This is a genomic window from Klebsiella grimontii, assembly GCF_900200035.1.
Taxonomy (GTDB): domain Bacteria; phylum Pseudomonadota; class Gammaproteobacteria; order Enterobacterales; family Enterobacteriaceae; genus Klebsiella; species Klebsiella grimontii.
The window spans coordinates 686344-700191 of the sequence record NZ_FZTC01000019.1 but is presented as its reverse complement, the minus strand read 5'-3'; the positions used below and the strand labels follow the sequence as shown (position 1 = coordinate 700191).

Here is a 13848-nt window from a genome sequence, read left to right as displayed (position 1 = left end):
CCCGGCGGCTCAGGATTACTTAACGATTTTGACATCCGGCAGGCTGCCGGTCAGGCCGTTGTAGATATCCGGTTTGAAGCCGCTAACCCGGGCGCTGCTCGCCGAGAGAATTTCGCGGTAGCCGAGAAGGATCACCGGCGGGTCCTGCGCCAGCACCTGATACAGCTGGTGGTAGATAGGCTTACGTTTTTCCACATCGAGCACCGAGTTGCCTTCGGTTATCAGCTTATCAACCTGCGGGTTGTTATAGCCGGACTCTTTCGCTTCCGCGCTGTAAAAATCCCAGACGCCATCGTGCGGGTCGTTAAGGGTGCTGGTGCTGAACGACGCCAGGTCGTAATTACCCGATTTACGCTGCGCCATCAGGGCGTTGAAATCGACCACCTGCGGTTTTAACAGCACGCCAATCTGCTGCCAGTTCTCTTTGGCGATGGGGATTAGCGCATCGTTGAGCACTTTTTTGCTGACCAGCAGGGTTAACTCGAGGCGTTTGCCCTCTTTAACGCGGATACCGTCCGCGCCCGGTTTCCAGCCGGCTTCGTCAAGCAGCTTTTTCGCCTGCGCCGGGTCGTAGTGATACGGGTTAACCCCGTCGGCGTTGTAAGCCCAGGAGATCGGCGCGATAGGCTCAATCGCCACTTTACCGTAGCCCTGGTAGACCACATCGATCAGCTTCTGGCGGTCAAGGCCGTAAATGAGCGCCTGGCGTACCTTGACGTCCTGTAAGGCCGGGCGGCGGACGTTAAATTCCACCTGGCTGTAGTCGCTGGAGCCGTAGAGGTTGATATTGGCAAAGCCGAGCATTTTTAGCTGTTCGATATCGTCAGGACGCGAGGTAAAGGCGTCGTAGTCGGTTTCGCCCGTCTGGAAGAGCTGGAAATTGGTCGACGGGTTGGTCACGCGATAGATAAAGCGCGGAGTCGGCGGGGTTCCGCGATAAAAATGGCTGTTGGCGTGGAAACGAATCTCCTGGCCGGGGATGTATTTGTCGTAAACGTAAGGACCGTTGCCCAGCGGTTTGCCGTGCAGGGTGCGCAGATAATCGAGATTGCCGCGCTGGTAGCCTTTGCCGTAATAGGCTTTGGAGAGGACCGGGCCGCCAATTTTTGCCAGCGTCGTCGCGCCCGGTTGGGTGGTGGTTACCTGGAGCGTTAAGGGGTCAACCACTTTCAGGCCGCTGACGCTATCGGCTTTGCCCGCCTTGTAGTCCGCGCCGCCGGCGATATTGGCGAGCGTAATATCGGTATCGCCATCGTATTTCGGGTCCAGCAGCACGGTGAGGGTAAAGGCGACATCCTCGGCGGTCAGCGGCGAACCGTCGCTAAAGGTCAGATTGGGACGCAGCTTGATGGTGTAGACCTTGTTATCCGGACTGACCGTCCAGCTTTCGGCGAGGCCCGGCACCAGCTTGCCGTGGCTGTCCCAGTCGATCAGGCGCGAGAAAATGACGTTGGTGACGTTCTCATCCCAGCCGTTGACGAAGAAGTAGGGGTTAAAAATACCCTGCGGCTCGGAGATGCCAGCCACGACGGTATCTTTGCGCAGCTTCGCGGCCGCGGGGATCTGGCTGGCATCGCTGGCCGGGGTGATCCCTTCTTTTAAAATGTCGTCGGCGATGGCGACAGAAGAAAATGCCACCGCGCCGCCGAGCAACGCTATCTTCAGAGCAAGCGCGAACCGCGTTTGTTTGGTTTGTAACCCGTGCAGTAGTCTGGACAAAAGTGCTCCCTCATCAATTGATTGCGTAGAGTATTTACAAATCATGACGAAAGATAAGAGGCGCACCGCGGCCTGTCTAACAACGAAAGGCTATGGCTTATAGCAATTTAGCATTAGCCATAATTTGGCATTAATCTGCCATTTTTGTGCTAAGCGCCAGCATTCTCTGCTGCCGTATCGCCGGAAAGGGTTAAGCGGTCCGCCACCCAGCCGGCATGCTGCTGTAAATGAGGATTTGCCAGCGGCTTCGCCAGGCGTATCCGCAGCTGCCCAATCACCCGTCCCTGAATCTGCTCGCAGCTGCCGTATAACAGGCGGGCATCGGCGCCCAGCAGCGCGGCGATGCGCTGTAAATCCGGTTCCTGCCCGCTGCTGCCGTCAAAATGCAGCGTGACCAGCTGCTGGTTTTCGCTCAGCGAGAGTCGTTCTTCCGCGCGGTCATGATGGAGCGTGCCGAGCAGGCTTCGCGTGACAGCATGTCCGGGATGACCAAATACTCGCCACACTTCGCCCTGTTCGATAATTTCTCCGTGCTCAAGCACCGCGACCCGGTCGCAGAGGGTGCGAATAACGTCCATCTCATGGGTGATCAGCACGATGGTCAAACCAAGGCGCTGGTTGATCTCTTTAAGCAGTTTCAGCACCGCATGGGTATTTTCCGGGTCGAGGGCCGATGTGGCTTCGTCGCACAGCAGGATCTCCGGCTGCGTGACCAGCGCGCGGGCGATACCGGTACGTTGCTTCTGGCCGCCGGAAAGCTTGGCCGGCCAGCTGTCGCGCAGGGCGCTGAGGCCGACCAGCGCCAGGATCTCATCAACCCGTTTCTGCCTTTCCGCGCGCGGTACGCCGGCCATTTTCAGCGGCAGCTCAACGTTCTGCGCCACCGTTTTGGTCGCCATTAAATTAAAGTGCTGAAAGATCATCGCGACCCGCCGGCGCAGGTCGCGCAGCTGGCTGCGGGAGTAGTGCCGCGTATGTTCGCCGTGAATGGTAATCTCACCGCTGTCGGCGTTTTCCAGACGGTTGAACAGGCGCAGCAGGGTTGATTTTCCGGCGCCGCTGCGGCCAATAATGCCGAAGATTTCTCCCTGAGCTATCTGCAGATTAATATCCCGCAGCGCCTGCACGCCGTTGGGGTAGGCTTTACTTATCTGGCTCAACTGAATATGCGTTGTGGGGTTGGGTTTTTGCGTCACGATGGCGGCTCTGTTAACGAAATTAAGCGGCAGCCCGCAGGCTGCCGATGAACATCCGGCGATTAAAAACCGGGCAGGATTTTGCCTTTATAGCGGGTGAGAATGAAGCTGCGCACGCGGTCTGAGTTCAGGGCTTTCGCCAGCTTCTGAATGCCGGGATCGTTGATGTTGTCGGGACGCGCCACCAGATACTCGACGTACAGATCGCTACCTTTTTCCACCAGCAGCGCCTTATCGGTATCAATTCCAGCCTCCAGCGCATAGTTGGCGAAGATAAATGCCAGATCGACCTGATTCACCGCCCGCGCCAGCATCGCGCCTTCCAGCTCGCGAATTTTAAAACGGTGCGGATTGGCGGTGATATCTTTGGTCGCCGACTGCGGATCGCGCGGATTTTTCAGGGTAATCAACCCGGCATTGCTGAGCATCACCAGCGCGCGCCCGGTATTCACCGGATCGTTCGGGATGGCAACGGTGGCGCCATCCGGTACCTCTTTGATAGTTTTATATTTGCTCGAATAAGCGCCAAACGGTTCAATATGCACGCCGACCACCGGCAGCAGATGGGTGTGGCGGGTCTGGTTGTAGTTATCGAGGAAAGGGCGGTACTGGTAGTAGTTGGCGTCCAGATTTTTCTCCGCCAGCTGCTGGTTGGGCTGGATAAAGTCGTTGAAGACTTTAATTTTCAAATCGACCCCCTGTTTCGCCAGCTCGGGCTTAACGAACTCCAGAATTTCGGCATGGGGGACCGGCGTCGCGCCCACGGTCAGCGTCTCGTTGGCGCTGGCGGATAAAGCGAAGAGGGCCAGGAGCCCGGCTGCGAGTGTTGTTTTTTTCATTGTCTTATTCCTGAAGCTATTGTTATTTGCGGCTCATCGCCTTCACCAGACGATCGCCGCTCATCTGTACTATCTGCACCAGAGCAATCAGCAGCAGAACGGTTATTACCATCACGTCCGTCTGGAAGCGCTGATAGCCAAAGCGGATGGCCAGGTCACCTAGCCCGCCGCCGCCGATGACCCCCGCCATGGAGGTATAATCGACCAGTAAAATCGCCGTCACGGTCACGGCGGCAATAAGCCCGGCGCGCGACTCCGGCAGCAGGGTGTGCCAGATTAGCTGCCAGGTGTTGCCGCCCATCGACCAGCTGGCCTCCACCAGACCGTGCTCCACCTCGCGCAGCGCGGTCTCAACCAGCCGGGCAAAGAAGGGCGCGCAGCCGACAACCAGCGGCGGAATGGTGCCTTCAACGCCCAGCGAGGTGCCGGTAATCAGCGTCGTCACCGGGATCATCACAATCAATAAAATGATGAAGGGCAGCGAGCGCAGAACGTTGACCCCCAGCGACAGCAGGCGATAGAGGCGCGGAGCATGGAGCAGGCGAGGCTGGCCGCTGAGATAGAGCACAATTCCCAGCGGTAGGCCAATCAGCACGGTAAAGCCCAGCGACCAGCCCAGCATGGTCAAGGTATCGAGGCTGGCCTGCGCCACGTCGCCCCAGTCGATAGCAGCGAAAAAAGCCAGCGCGCCGTTCATCTCAGTTCCAGTCATGGCGTTGTGGAGGAATGCCGTTCAGCACCCAGTTGCCCAGCAGCTGATATTTCCAGCGCACCGGATCGTGCAGGGTGTGGACGCGGCCGTTGCGCCAGTGGCGATCGAGATTGAGGGCGATGCTGGTTGAGCGGGTGCCGCTAAGCTCAAACAGGCGGCTGGCGGCTTCCAGCGCCGCTTCGGTGGTAAAGACCTTGGCGCGCGCCACGGCGATAGACGCCTGAGCAACGTTATCCTCGCTCAGTTCGTATTTATAGCGATCGAGCACTTTACCGGCCCGCTCCAGCAGCGCATCGGCGGCGGCCAGCCGGCTGTCAAGCTGGCCAATATGGTAGATAGTCAGCGGGTCTTCGCTGGCCCGCTCCACGCCGGCATCGATCCACGGGCGGGCGAACTGGCTGACAAAGTTCACCGTGTCGTTAAGCGCCGCGCGGGCAATTCCCAGGTCGATAGCGGCGGTGGTGAGCTGGGCAAACGGCCCGGCAAGGGTTGGCGTCGCGTAGGATTTCCACGTCGGGAACAGGTGGAAAGGCTCGACGACAAGATTCTCCGCCAGGACCGTTCCGCTGGCGGTGGTGCGCTGGCCGAGGCAGGCCCAGTCGTCGATGACCGTCAGCCCTGACGATTCGCGCGGCACAAACGCCAGCTGCGCGTTATTCTCTGCATCGAGCGCCAGAATGCCGATCCAGTGGGCGTAGAGCGAACCGGTGCAGTAGCCTTTTCGACCGGTAATGCGCAGACCGCGTTCGCTGGCCTCCAGGCGAGTGCGGATATCGAGTACCGTCTTGCCGCCGGTTTCAGAAAGGGCATTGGCAAAGCGATAGCCTTGCAGCACCTGATCGAAGAAAAATGCCTGCTGCTCTTCGCTTCCCTGGAGGCGGATATCCTCGAGAAGACAGTAATGGTTCTGGGGAATTTGCCCCAGCGACGGGTCAGCGGCGGAAATAATCGCTATCACCTGGGCCAGCGTGGCGGCGGATACCTCGGCTCCGCCCCATTGTCGCGGGACGGTGATACCCCACAGGCCGCTGTTGGAATAGGTGTCGATAATTTCCGCCGGTACGATGCCGCTGCGATCGCGTTGTGCAGCGTCGGGCTGCAGCACCGCGGCAATCTCATGGGCGATAGCGATAGCTTCGTCATCGCTGCGAATAACGTGCGCCTTTGGAAGCTCGCGGGTGTAGTGAATGATTGGTTTATCGTCGGGCATAGTCACTTCTCATGGTTAAACAAACGGCATATGCTAAAAATAGCTAAGTAAATACTTAATAATTCCTGTGGGTTATATGACAGCTAAAGCAAAGGCTATGCCAGAACGTTTTTGAGATTTAAAAGATTAATAATCAATGAGATGGATTTTTTTCTGGGCTTATGCACTGCTGCAATTGCAACCTGAATTCACCAGGGTGTTGGATTTGCAACAGTGTGGAAATCAGAGGGAGCGCATATCGCCCCGGAAGACCGCGGCAGGATGTGGATGAAAGAGGAAGTGATGCCGTGCTGGCGTAACCGGTTTGTCTAGCGCGAATGCCAGAGGATATCCGGTTCGGCAAACCCCTCTTCGACGCGGGCGAAAAAACGACTGGCGTGCAGGCCGTCGACGAAGGCGTGATTGAATCTGCCCGCGACCGGTATAATGCCGTTTTTCAGCTTGCCCCAGGTGAGGGCGGGCACCGCCGCGCCAACGTAATACTCGGCGTGAGTCATGGCGCTGAAATGCAGCCACGGCAGGCAGCTGGCGCAGAAGAAGTTCTCGCCGTTGACGATAAGCGGCGCCGGCGCGGTCCGTTTCGCCGCGTCAATCTTCGGCGTAGCGGCAGCGCTAAAGGCGGCAAAATCGGCGGCGTTATCGCACCAGACCTGGCGAAAACCTTCCTGCGCGGTCATTACCGGCGTCATCACCGCCAATTGGTCATATTCGATAATCTCGTCGTCCAGCAGCCGCTGTTTAAGCTGCGGCACGTCGTTTGCCGCGCGCACCAGCCCGTAGAGCGCCAGCTGGAAAAAAGAGACGCCGCGATCTTTCGCGCATTCGTATAGCCGCTGCGCCTCGACGGGAACGCAGAGATTAAAGCTGGGGTTGGCAAAACCGCGATAAAAATCAAAATGATCTTTTCGCGGCCAGCGTTGTTTGTCGATTATGCGATAGTTGGCCACGGGCCTCTCCTGTTGGCTGACTTTCCTTCACTATGCGACGATTTCGATCAGGTTGCCATCGGGGTCTTTGATCACCGCTTCGTAGTAGCCGTCACCGGTGGTTCGCGGCGGGGAAACCAGTATTCCCTGGGCGTCGGCGCGTTTCGCCAGCCTGTCGACATTTTCCGCGCCGCCAACGCTTATCGCCAGATGCACCCAGCCGGTATGGTTATTATCCGCCGTCAGTGCGACCAGTCCCGGCTTGGTCATCAGCTCGATAGCAATGTTGTCGCCAATCTTGACAAAAAAGGACTCAAAACCGGGGTTGGTTTGGCTGCAGTACTTCTCATTGATCTCGCCGTCGAAGAACGACACCCAAAAACGGGCCTGTTGCTCAAGCTGGCGGGTCCATAGGGCGATGTGGGCAATTTTCATAGCAAACCTCTTGATAGGGTGAGTTGACAGTCAGGGCCGTAATGCACGATTATGCACTTTGTTGCTCGATGAAGATTTAATCAGGAGTTATTTGTGCTCGATTATGCTGCTTTCCCCAAACAACGACAAGCGCTTATTTGCCAGATCCTGCAGGAGAACGGCAGAGTGGTTTGCGCCGAGCTTGCCGACCGCCTTAACGTCTCCGAGCATACTATTCGCCGTGATTTACATGAGCTTAGCCGGGAAGGGTACTGTAAAAAGGTTTACGGCGGCGCGGTGATGACCCTGCCGGAGGCGGGTGATTATAGCGAGCGCAAAGAGAAAAATACGGCGACAAAAAGCAGAATCGCGCAGAAGTGCGCAAAGCTGGTGAAACCCGGCGGCTGCATTTTTATCGATACCGGCACCACCAACCTGGCGATGGCGGAAGCGCTGCCGGCGGAGCTGGCGCTAACGGTGGTCACCAATTCTCCCGAGATCGCTGCCGTCCTGCTCAAGAAACCGCTGTACGATGTGGTGATGCTTGGCGGTCAGATCCAGCGGGCCAGCGGCGGCTGCGTGGGCGCCTCTGCCGTGGCGCAGATTCAGGGCATGCTGTTCGATCAGGGCTTTATCGGCGGCTGCGCTATGGCGCCCGAGTCCGGCCTGACGGGCTTCGACTACGCCGATTGCGAATTTAAAAAAGCGGTGATAAAGCAGTGCAGCGAAATCATCGTCGGCCTCACCTCCGATAAGATCCCGGCGGTGGCGCGCTTTGTGGTGGTCGAAAGCAGCGCCATTGACGTGCTGGTGGTCGAGGAGAACATCAGTCGCGAATATCGCGACGCGTTCAGCGAACATGATATCCGTATTTATACCGTTTAGCGCGGAGGCTTACTTCGACAGCGACGTGGCAATCAGGCGCAGGCCGAGGGCGCCCAGCACCGTGGCGGTGACGATATCGATCTTACGCTTCATGCGCAGGTAGACGCCGCGCGGCCTGGCGGAAGAGAGCACCAGGGCCACCAGCGAATACCAGCTGACGTCGATCACAAAGCTCATCAGCGGCACGATATAGTAAAAGGCCAGCGGGATGCGTTCCGGCAGCAGGGCGGTAAAAATAGAGGCGAACACCAGCGCCGTTTTTGGGTTGCTGAGCTGGGTATACAGACCATCGCGGAAGGTCTTCAGCAGCGAATGTTCCGCCGCCATGCCGCCTGCCGCAAAATCCATCGACTGCGCCGCGCCGCGGTAGATTTTATACCCCAGCCATAGCAGATAGAGGCCGCCCGCGACCTTCAGGCCAATAAACATTTCCGGCACCGCCGTCAGAACTTTTTGTAACCCCAACATGGCCATAATCGAAAAGATGGCGGCGCCCGCGCCGGTGCCCAGCGCGGTGACCAGACCGTGCGTTCTTGAGCGCGCAACGGCGTTGCGGGCAACGTAAATAAAGCTCGGACCGGGGCTAATCACGCCCATAATGAGGACGGCGGCAAGGGCCATCAGGCTGGATAAGAACATAAACGCTCCTGGTTGACGTTGAGCGCTAAAGTCGTATCTGGCTCCGGCTCATGATGGATTTCGCTCTCAAAAAATAAACAATCTTTACCCCGCTGTCACCCAACTTTACGGGGGGACGTTTAATCGCCCGTTCGAATAACGATTCCCATTTCGCGCGTCGGTGATAAACTGACTAAATGTGATCTTTGTCATATCGTCATTAAAACAGAGAAAAGAGACACTGCTATGCAACATATCATTGAGGGCTTCCTCAACTTCCAGAAAGAGATCTTCCCGCAACGTAAAGAGCTCTTCCGCAGCCTGGCCTCCAGCCAAAATCCTAAAGCGCTGTTTATCTCTTGTTCAGATAGCCGCCTGGTGCCGGAGCTGGTGACCCAGCAGGAACCGGGGCAACTGTTTGTGATCCGTAACGCCGGGAATATCGTGCCCTCTTTCGGTCCTGAGCCGGGCGGGGTTTCCGCAACTATCGAGTACGCCGTCGTTGCCCTGGGCGTGACCGATATCGTCATTTGCGGCCACTCCAACTGCGGCGCGATGAAAGCCATCGCCACCTGCCAGTGCCTGGACCCGATGCCTGCCGTCTCCCACTGGCTGCGCTACTCCGACGCGGCGAAAGCGGTCGTGGAGAAGAAAACCTGGGCCAACGAGACCGATAAAGTCAACGCAATGGTGCAGGAAAACGTCATCGCCCAGTTGAACAATATCAAAACCCACCCGTCGGTTGCCGTCGGCCTGCGCGATAGCACGCTGCGTCTGCACGGCTGGTTCTACGATATTGAAAGCGGCGATATTCGCGCGCTGGATAAAAACAGCAAAACCTTCGTGTCGCTGTCGGAAAACCCTGACGTCTATTTCGAATAAACCTCCCGCAGGGCACGGAAGCCCTCGTTCCCGCCTTATCTGCCATACTCATTACTCCTGCGTAGTCTGTTTTTTTTAAGGGGAAGTCATGATCAAGCTGTGCGCGACCTGCGGCACTTCTTACGACGACGGCGACAACACCCTGAGCCGGTGCCGTATCTGTGAGGATGAACGTCAGTACGTCCCGGCCAGCGGCCAGGCATGGATTGAATTAGAGACTCTGGTTCGCACCCATGTGAATAAGTGGCAGCAGCATTGCGGCGAGCTGTTGAGCATCAAGACGGTACCGAAATTTGCCATCGACCAGCGCGCGTTTCTGCTGCTCACCCCGCAGGGGAATATTCTGTGGGACTGCATCGCCAATCTGGACGCGGCGACAAAAACGCTGATAGCCGCGCTGGGCGGGATAAAAGCGATCGCCATTTCTCATCCTCATTACTACACCACGATGCAGACGTGGGCGGAAGCCTTCGATGCGCGAATCTACCTTCATGCCAGCGATCGCGAATGGATTATGCGCGATAGCCCGGCAATCACGCTGTGGGAAGGGGATGCGCTGGAGATCCTCCCTGCGGTGCGGCTGCTGCGGCTGGGCGGGCATTTCGCCGGTGGGACCGTTCTGCACTGGGCAAAAGATGACGGCATCATGCTGGCGGGCGATATTATCCAGGTGACGCCGGGGGCGCACGCCGTTTCGTTTATGTGGAGCTATCCCAATTTGCTGCCGCTGGCGGCAGCCAGCGTTGAGAAGATCGTTGAGCGTCTGGGCGATACGCCCTTTGAGGCGCTGTACGGCGCCTTCGAGGGGCAGAACGTCACGAAAAATGCCCGGCAGATCGTTTTAGATTCAGCGCAGAAATATCTCGCCTGCCTGAATACGACGGCGCACCGCTGAGGGCGCGCCGCCTGCGGCTTATACCACGCCGTCACCGCCGTCGGAGCACCACACCTGGCCGGAGGTGAAGGAGCAGGCGTCGGAAGCCAGGGTTACGTACAGCGGCGCAATCTCTACCGGTTGGCCGGGGCGGCCCAGCGGCGTATCGGCGCCGAACTGACGAACTTTCTCATCCGGCTGGCCGCCGCTTGACTGCAGCACTGTCCAGTAGGGGCCGGGGGCGACGGCGTTGACCCGAATGCCCTTCGGCCCCAGCTGTTTGGCCAGCGACTTGGTGAACGCCACCAGGCACGCTTTGGTTTGCGCATAGTCCAGCAGGATGGGGCTTGGCTTAAAGGCCTGGACTGATGAAGTATTAATGATCGCGCTGTGTTCTTTAAGGTGACGCAGGGCGGCTTTAGTGATCCAGAAGGCCGCATAAACGTTGGTTTTGAAGGTGGCGTCAAAGTCGGCGGTGGTTAATTCTTCCAGCGATTCGCAATATTGCTGGCGTCCGGCGTTATTGACCAGAATATCCAGCCCGCCGAGTTCGCTGGCGGCCTGTTCGACCAGGGTTTCGCAGAAGGACTCGTCGCGCACATCTCCCGGAATCGCGACGGCCTGACGTCCTTCGGCCTCAATGAGGGCAATCACGGTTTGCGCATCGGATTCCTCTTCCGGCAGATAGTTGATCGCCACATCGGCGCCCTCTCGGGCGAAGGCGATCGCGACCGCACGGCCAATCCCTGAATCGCCGCCGGTAATCAGGGCGCGTTTACCGGCGAGCCGACCGGAACCGACATAGCTCAGTTCGCCGTGGTCCGGCTGCGGCTTCATCTCTTCGGCAAGACCCGGCGGCGATTGCGGCTGGTCAACAAACGGGGGACGGGGATACTTCGCGGTATTATTAGCGTAATCGCTCATACTGACCTCCTCGTGTTAAAAGAGTAAGCGTAGTTGCCTGGTCAGCCTGCCGTGGAATATCGGGGAATATTTGAACGGCTTCGCTTTTATAATTGTTGCGCTTTTATTCATCTCCGAACGGTAATTTACTGATTGCCGGGAAACTTTTTAAAATGTGAAGCGACGGCAGCGTTGGCCATTTTAGGATTATTCTATGATAAGCCTGACGGTATATTTAGCGCAGATATATTGCTCCGCCTCGCTTATATTTACGCGCTTTGAGAAGGCGTCAAAAATATTTCTCGGATGATTCATAACATGTCCGGCTTGTGAAAATGAACAGCAGCAACCAGACTTATTAAGACAAAAGAACAATACGCTGGAGGTAGTGCTGATGAAAAAATTACTGGCTGTTATTTTCTGTTCGCTGATGGCGCAAGGCGTGTATGCCGCAGATGAAGGCGGATTTAAAAAAGATGCCGCACCGCCGCCGCCGCATAAAATTGATGACGGCTATCGCGGGACTGAAGATGGCCGGATCATGACCGTGCGCCAGGCGCTGGATATGCACGACGGGGCAACCATCTCATTACGCGGCAATCTTATCGAGCAGCACGGCGACGATCGCTACAGCTTTCGCGATAAAACCGACACCATTGCGCTGATTATTCCCGCCGCGGTTTTTGATGGCCGCGAAGTGAAACCCGATCAGATGATCAGCATCAACGGCAGCCTCGATAAAAAAATGACGCCGCCGGTGGTGCGGGTGGACCGGATCCAGAAATAATCGCGTAGCCAGGAGAAATGCATGTCCGTAAAAAATCCAGCCGACCCGGATAAGCGGGGCCGTCATCCGTCGAAAGAGGATCCGCGCGAACAGGGTGAAGTGCCAAGAAAAAGAGATGACAGCGAAGATCATAAAAAAGATCCCTGGCACCCGCAGCCCGGAAAGCGCTAGAACGGCCGCCCGCGAGGGCGGCCCGGGTTAAAGATCGATTGGCGACAAGCGGCGGCGGGAGCGGCTCGCCGGCGCGGATATGGCCTTCGCTATCGCCGCGCCGATTTCCGCGCAGGCGGTGATCCCCTGCACAAAAGGCTGGTCGTGCATCAGCCAGGGGATGGCGGCAAAGGCGATGCGTCCACGCACCTCGGAGGGCTCCAGTAACGTATAATCGTCTCCGACTTCCGGGATATCTTCGCCGGTCGCCAGCAGTTGCTCCCTTAAGTGCGGAAAGGGCAGGTCTTTATTTTTCAGCGCTTTTTGCCCTCTGGCATCAATAAACACATCAAACGTATAGCGATTTTGTTCGCTGGTAATCACCGTTTTTTCCTCCTCAACCGCCATCTCATAGTCATGCCCTAAGGCGAGAATACTGATGACGCCCGCTTCGCGCAGCGCCAGCAGCCGGCGAATAGACTCCGAAGGAATGGCGGCATAGCAGTCGATAAAGACCCGCGCAAGGCCATTTTTGAAACGCTCCCGGTCATGGTCATTAAGATGAGGGACCATCGCCTGCACGGCTTCATGCAGCCGCAGGATCGCGTAGCGCCAGGGAACCGTGTATCGCGCGCGTTTGTTGCGTTCGACTTCCTCAAGGTTTGCCTGCGCCCAGTTGAACGGGTTGTGCTGCTGGCGCTTTGCGAACCACGCCTCGCTGAAGCTGTCGGCATTCAGGCTGTGAAGGGCGATATTTTCGCTCCATAGGGGGTCGGCAAGCGCGATTTCCTGCGCTACCAGCTCAAAGACGCGATCGAGCAGACCGTCGCTGCCCGCGGCGATGGCGTGTTCCATCGCGCTTTCGCTGACGATGTTCAGCGGCTCCCAGGGAATGGGGCAGTAAAAATCCGCTTCCGGCAAAATGCCGGAGCGCGACATCAGCACGATTTTTAGCGCTTCGCTTGCCTCGTCCAGCCTGAAGGCGAGGGCGTCATCGTCGGACCCCATAAACCGGCCGTGCTGGACGGCGACGGCCATCGCGGCGTCAATCCCGCTGAGCGAGGTGCCCATAATCCCCACCCGGCAGGGGGGAATGCTGGCTTCCATGAGGCCAGACCACGGGCTGGGAAACCAGGTGCGGGTCGACTCTTCTTCATCGGGCCAGACGTGGCCGGTGGCAATCACCGCGAGGTCGAAGGCTTCGGCGACCGGCCCATCCTCGACCCACAGTCTGACCCCTTCAGTGGTCGCCTGCAGGTCGCTGACCCGGCAGGACTCATTGACCCGGATGTGAAAGCCCTGTTCCCTGGCCTCGACGACCAGGCCAAGGAACTGGTCGCGAAAGTATTCGCCCAGCAGGATGCGCGGCAAAAACTGGCGATCGTGCAACGCCTCATAATCGACGCCATAGCGCGCAAGGTGCGTCCGGCTCTGGGCCTTCAGCCAGTCGAGATAGGTGCTCTGCAGAGGCGGGATTTCAATACTGGCGATATTGGCCAGCATCATGCGCGAGTTTTCTTCATCGCTATAGGGCATGCCCACGCCCGCTTCCTCAGCCTGTTCGTAAATGGACACGTCCAGCGGTTCACCGCGTTTAAGGAGTGAAAACAGGGTATAAATCCCGGTTGGACCGGCGCCGATAATGGCAATTTTCTTCATATCACTGACCCGCCGTTGTTGTTATCACATTTGTTGTCGGTGGCCTTCCGCCAGTTGAAAAGCTCCACGATAGA

15 protein-coding genes are annotated in these 13848 nt (G+C 57.6%); 5 read left to right on the top strand and 10 right to left on the bottom strand.

Going from position 1 to position 13848, the window contains the following annotated elements:
• Positions 1-15: 15 nt before the first annotated feature.
• The 7 genes from KOSB73_RS18145 to KOSB73_RS18115 all read right to left on the bottom strand — a co-directional run bounded on the left by KOSB73_RS18145 (position 16) and on the right by KOSB73_RS18115 (position 7037).
• A complete protein-coding gene (locus KOSB73_RS18145) occupies positions 16-1719 on the bottom strand; it encodes an ABC transporter substrate-binding protein (protein ID WP_064411041.1) in 1704 nt (567 codons plus the stop codon).
• 149 nt (positions 1720-1868) lie between these two features.
• Positions 1869-2915, bottom strand: a complete 1047-nt coding sequence (locus KOSB73_RS18140) for a methionine ABC transporter ATP-binding protein (protein ID WP_049088706.1) — start codon at positions 2913-2915, stop codon at positions 1869-1871.
• A 62-nt stretch (positions 2916-2977) separates the two neighbouring features.
• Positions 2978-3754: a MetQ/NlpA family ABC transporter substrate-binding protein gene (locus tag KOSB73_RS18135; protein WP_004136719.1), complete on the bottom strand. Its 777-nt coding sequence runs from the start codon at positions 3752-3754 to the stop codon at positions 2978-2980.
• Positions 3755-3776: 22 nt separating this feature from the next.
• A complete protein-coding gene (locus KOSB73_RS18130) occupies positions 3777-4451 on the bottom strand; it encodes a methionine ABC transporter permease (protein ID WP_004136721.1) in 675 nt (224 codons plus the stop codon).
• 1 nt (position 4452) lies between these two features.
• Positions 4453-5676, bottom strand: a complete 1224-nt coding sequence (locus KOSB73_RS18125) for an SfnB family sulfur acquisition oxidoreductase (RefSeq protein ID WP_098140769.1) — start codon at positions 5674-5676, stop codon at positions 4453-4455.
• A 308-nt stretch (positions 5677-5984) separates the two neighbouring features.
• A complete protein-coding gene (locus tag KOSB73_RS18120) occupies positions 5985-6623 on the bottom strand; it encodes a CatA-like O-acetyltransferase, family 1 (RefSeq protein WP_024357953.1) in 639 nt (212 codons plus the stop codon).
• A gap of 30 nt (positions 6624-6653) precedes the next feature.
• Positions 6654-7037: a VOC family protein gene (locus KOSB73_RS18115; RefSeq protein WP_004136727.1), complete on the bottom strand. Its 384-nt coding sequence runs from the start codon at positions 7035-7037 to the stop codon at positions 6654-6656.
• A 93-nt stretch (positions 7038-7130) separates the two neighbouring features.
• Here KOSB73_RS18115 and KOSB73_RS18110 point away from each other — a divergent pair, with 93 nt between their 5' ends.
• Complete coding sequence (locus KOSB73_RS18110) at positions 7131-7901, top strand: DeoR/GlpR family DNA-binding transcription regulator (RefSeq protein WP_004136729.1); 771 nt, start codon at positions 7131-7133, stop codon at positions 7899-7901.
• A 9-nt stretch (positions 7902-7910) separates the two neighbouring features.
• Here the strand turns inward: KOSB73_RS18110 and KOSB73_RS18105 are convergent, their stop codons facing one another.
• Positions 7911-8540 carry a LysE family translocator gene (locus KOSB73_RS18105; protein WP_049131263.1) on the bottom strand — a complete coding sequence of 210 codons (630 nt, stop codon included), beginning with the start codon at positions 8538-8540 and terminating at the stop codon, positions 7911-7913.
• Between the two features lie 225 nt (positions 8541-8765).
• Between KOSB73_RS18105 and KOSB73_RS18100 the strand changes: the two genes are divergently transcribed.
• Positions 8766-9401, top strand: coding sequence for a carbonic anhydrase (locus KOSB73_RS18100; RefSeq protein WP_004136733.1), 636 nt, complete (start codon positions 8766-8768; stop codon positions 9399-9401).
• Positions 9402-9489: 88 nt separating this feature from the next.
• The gene (locus KOSB73_RS18095) at positions 9490-10296 is read left to right on the top strand and encodes an MBL fold metallo-hydrolase (protein WP_024357955.1); all 807 of its coding nucleotides are present in this window, start codon (positions 9490-9492) and stop codon (positions 10294-10296) included.
• 18 nt (positions 10297-10314) lie between these two features.
• On the opposite strand, the gene KOSB73_RS18090 is transcribed toward KOSB73_RS18095, so the two are convergent.
• Positions 10315-11199, bottom strand: a complete 885-nt coding sequence (locus KOSB73_RS18090; protein WP_004136738.1) for an SDR family oxidoreductase — start codon at positions 11197-11199, stop codon at positions 10315-10317.
• A gap of 373 nt (positions 11200-11572) precedes the next feature.
• Here KOSB73_RS18090 and KOSB73_RS18085 point away from each other — a divergent pair, with 373 nt between their 5' ends.
• Positions 11573-11965, top strand: a complete 393-nt coding sequence (locus KOSB73_RS18085; protein WP_004136740.1) for a YdeI family stress tolerance OB fold protein — start codon at positions 11573-11575, stop codon at positions 11963-11965.
• Positions 11966-11986: 21 nt separating this feature from the next.
• Positions 11987-12136: a hypothetical protein gene (locus tag KOSB73_RS30875; RefSeq protein ID WP_165775015.1), complete on the top strand. Its 150-nt coding sequence runs from the start codon at positions 11987-11989 to the stop codon at positions 12134-12136.
• Positions 12137-12163: 27 nt separating this feature from the next.
• Here the strand turns inward: KOSB73_RS30875 and KOSB73_RS18080 are convergent, their stop codons facing one another.
• The gene (locus KOSB73_RS18080; protein ID WP_024357957.1) at positions 12164-13774 is read right to left on the bottom strand and encodes an FAD-NAD(P)-binding protein; all 1611 of its coding nucleotides are present in this window, start codon (positions 13772-13774) and stop codon (positions 12164-12166) included.
• Positions 13775-13848 lie beyond the last annotated feature (74 nt).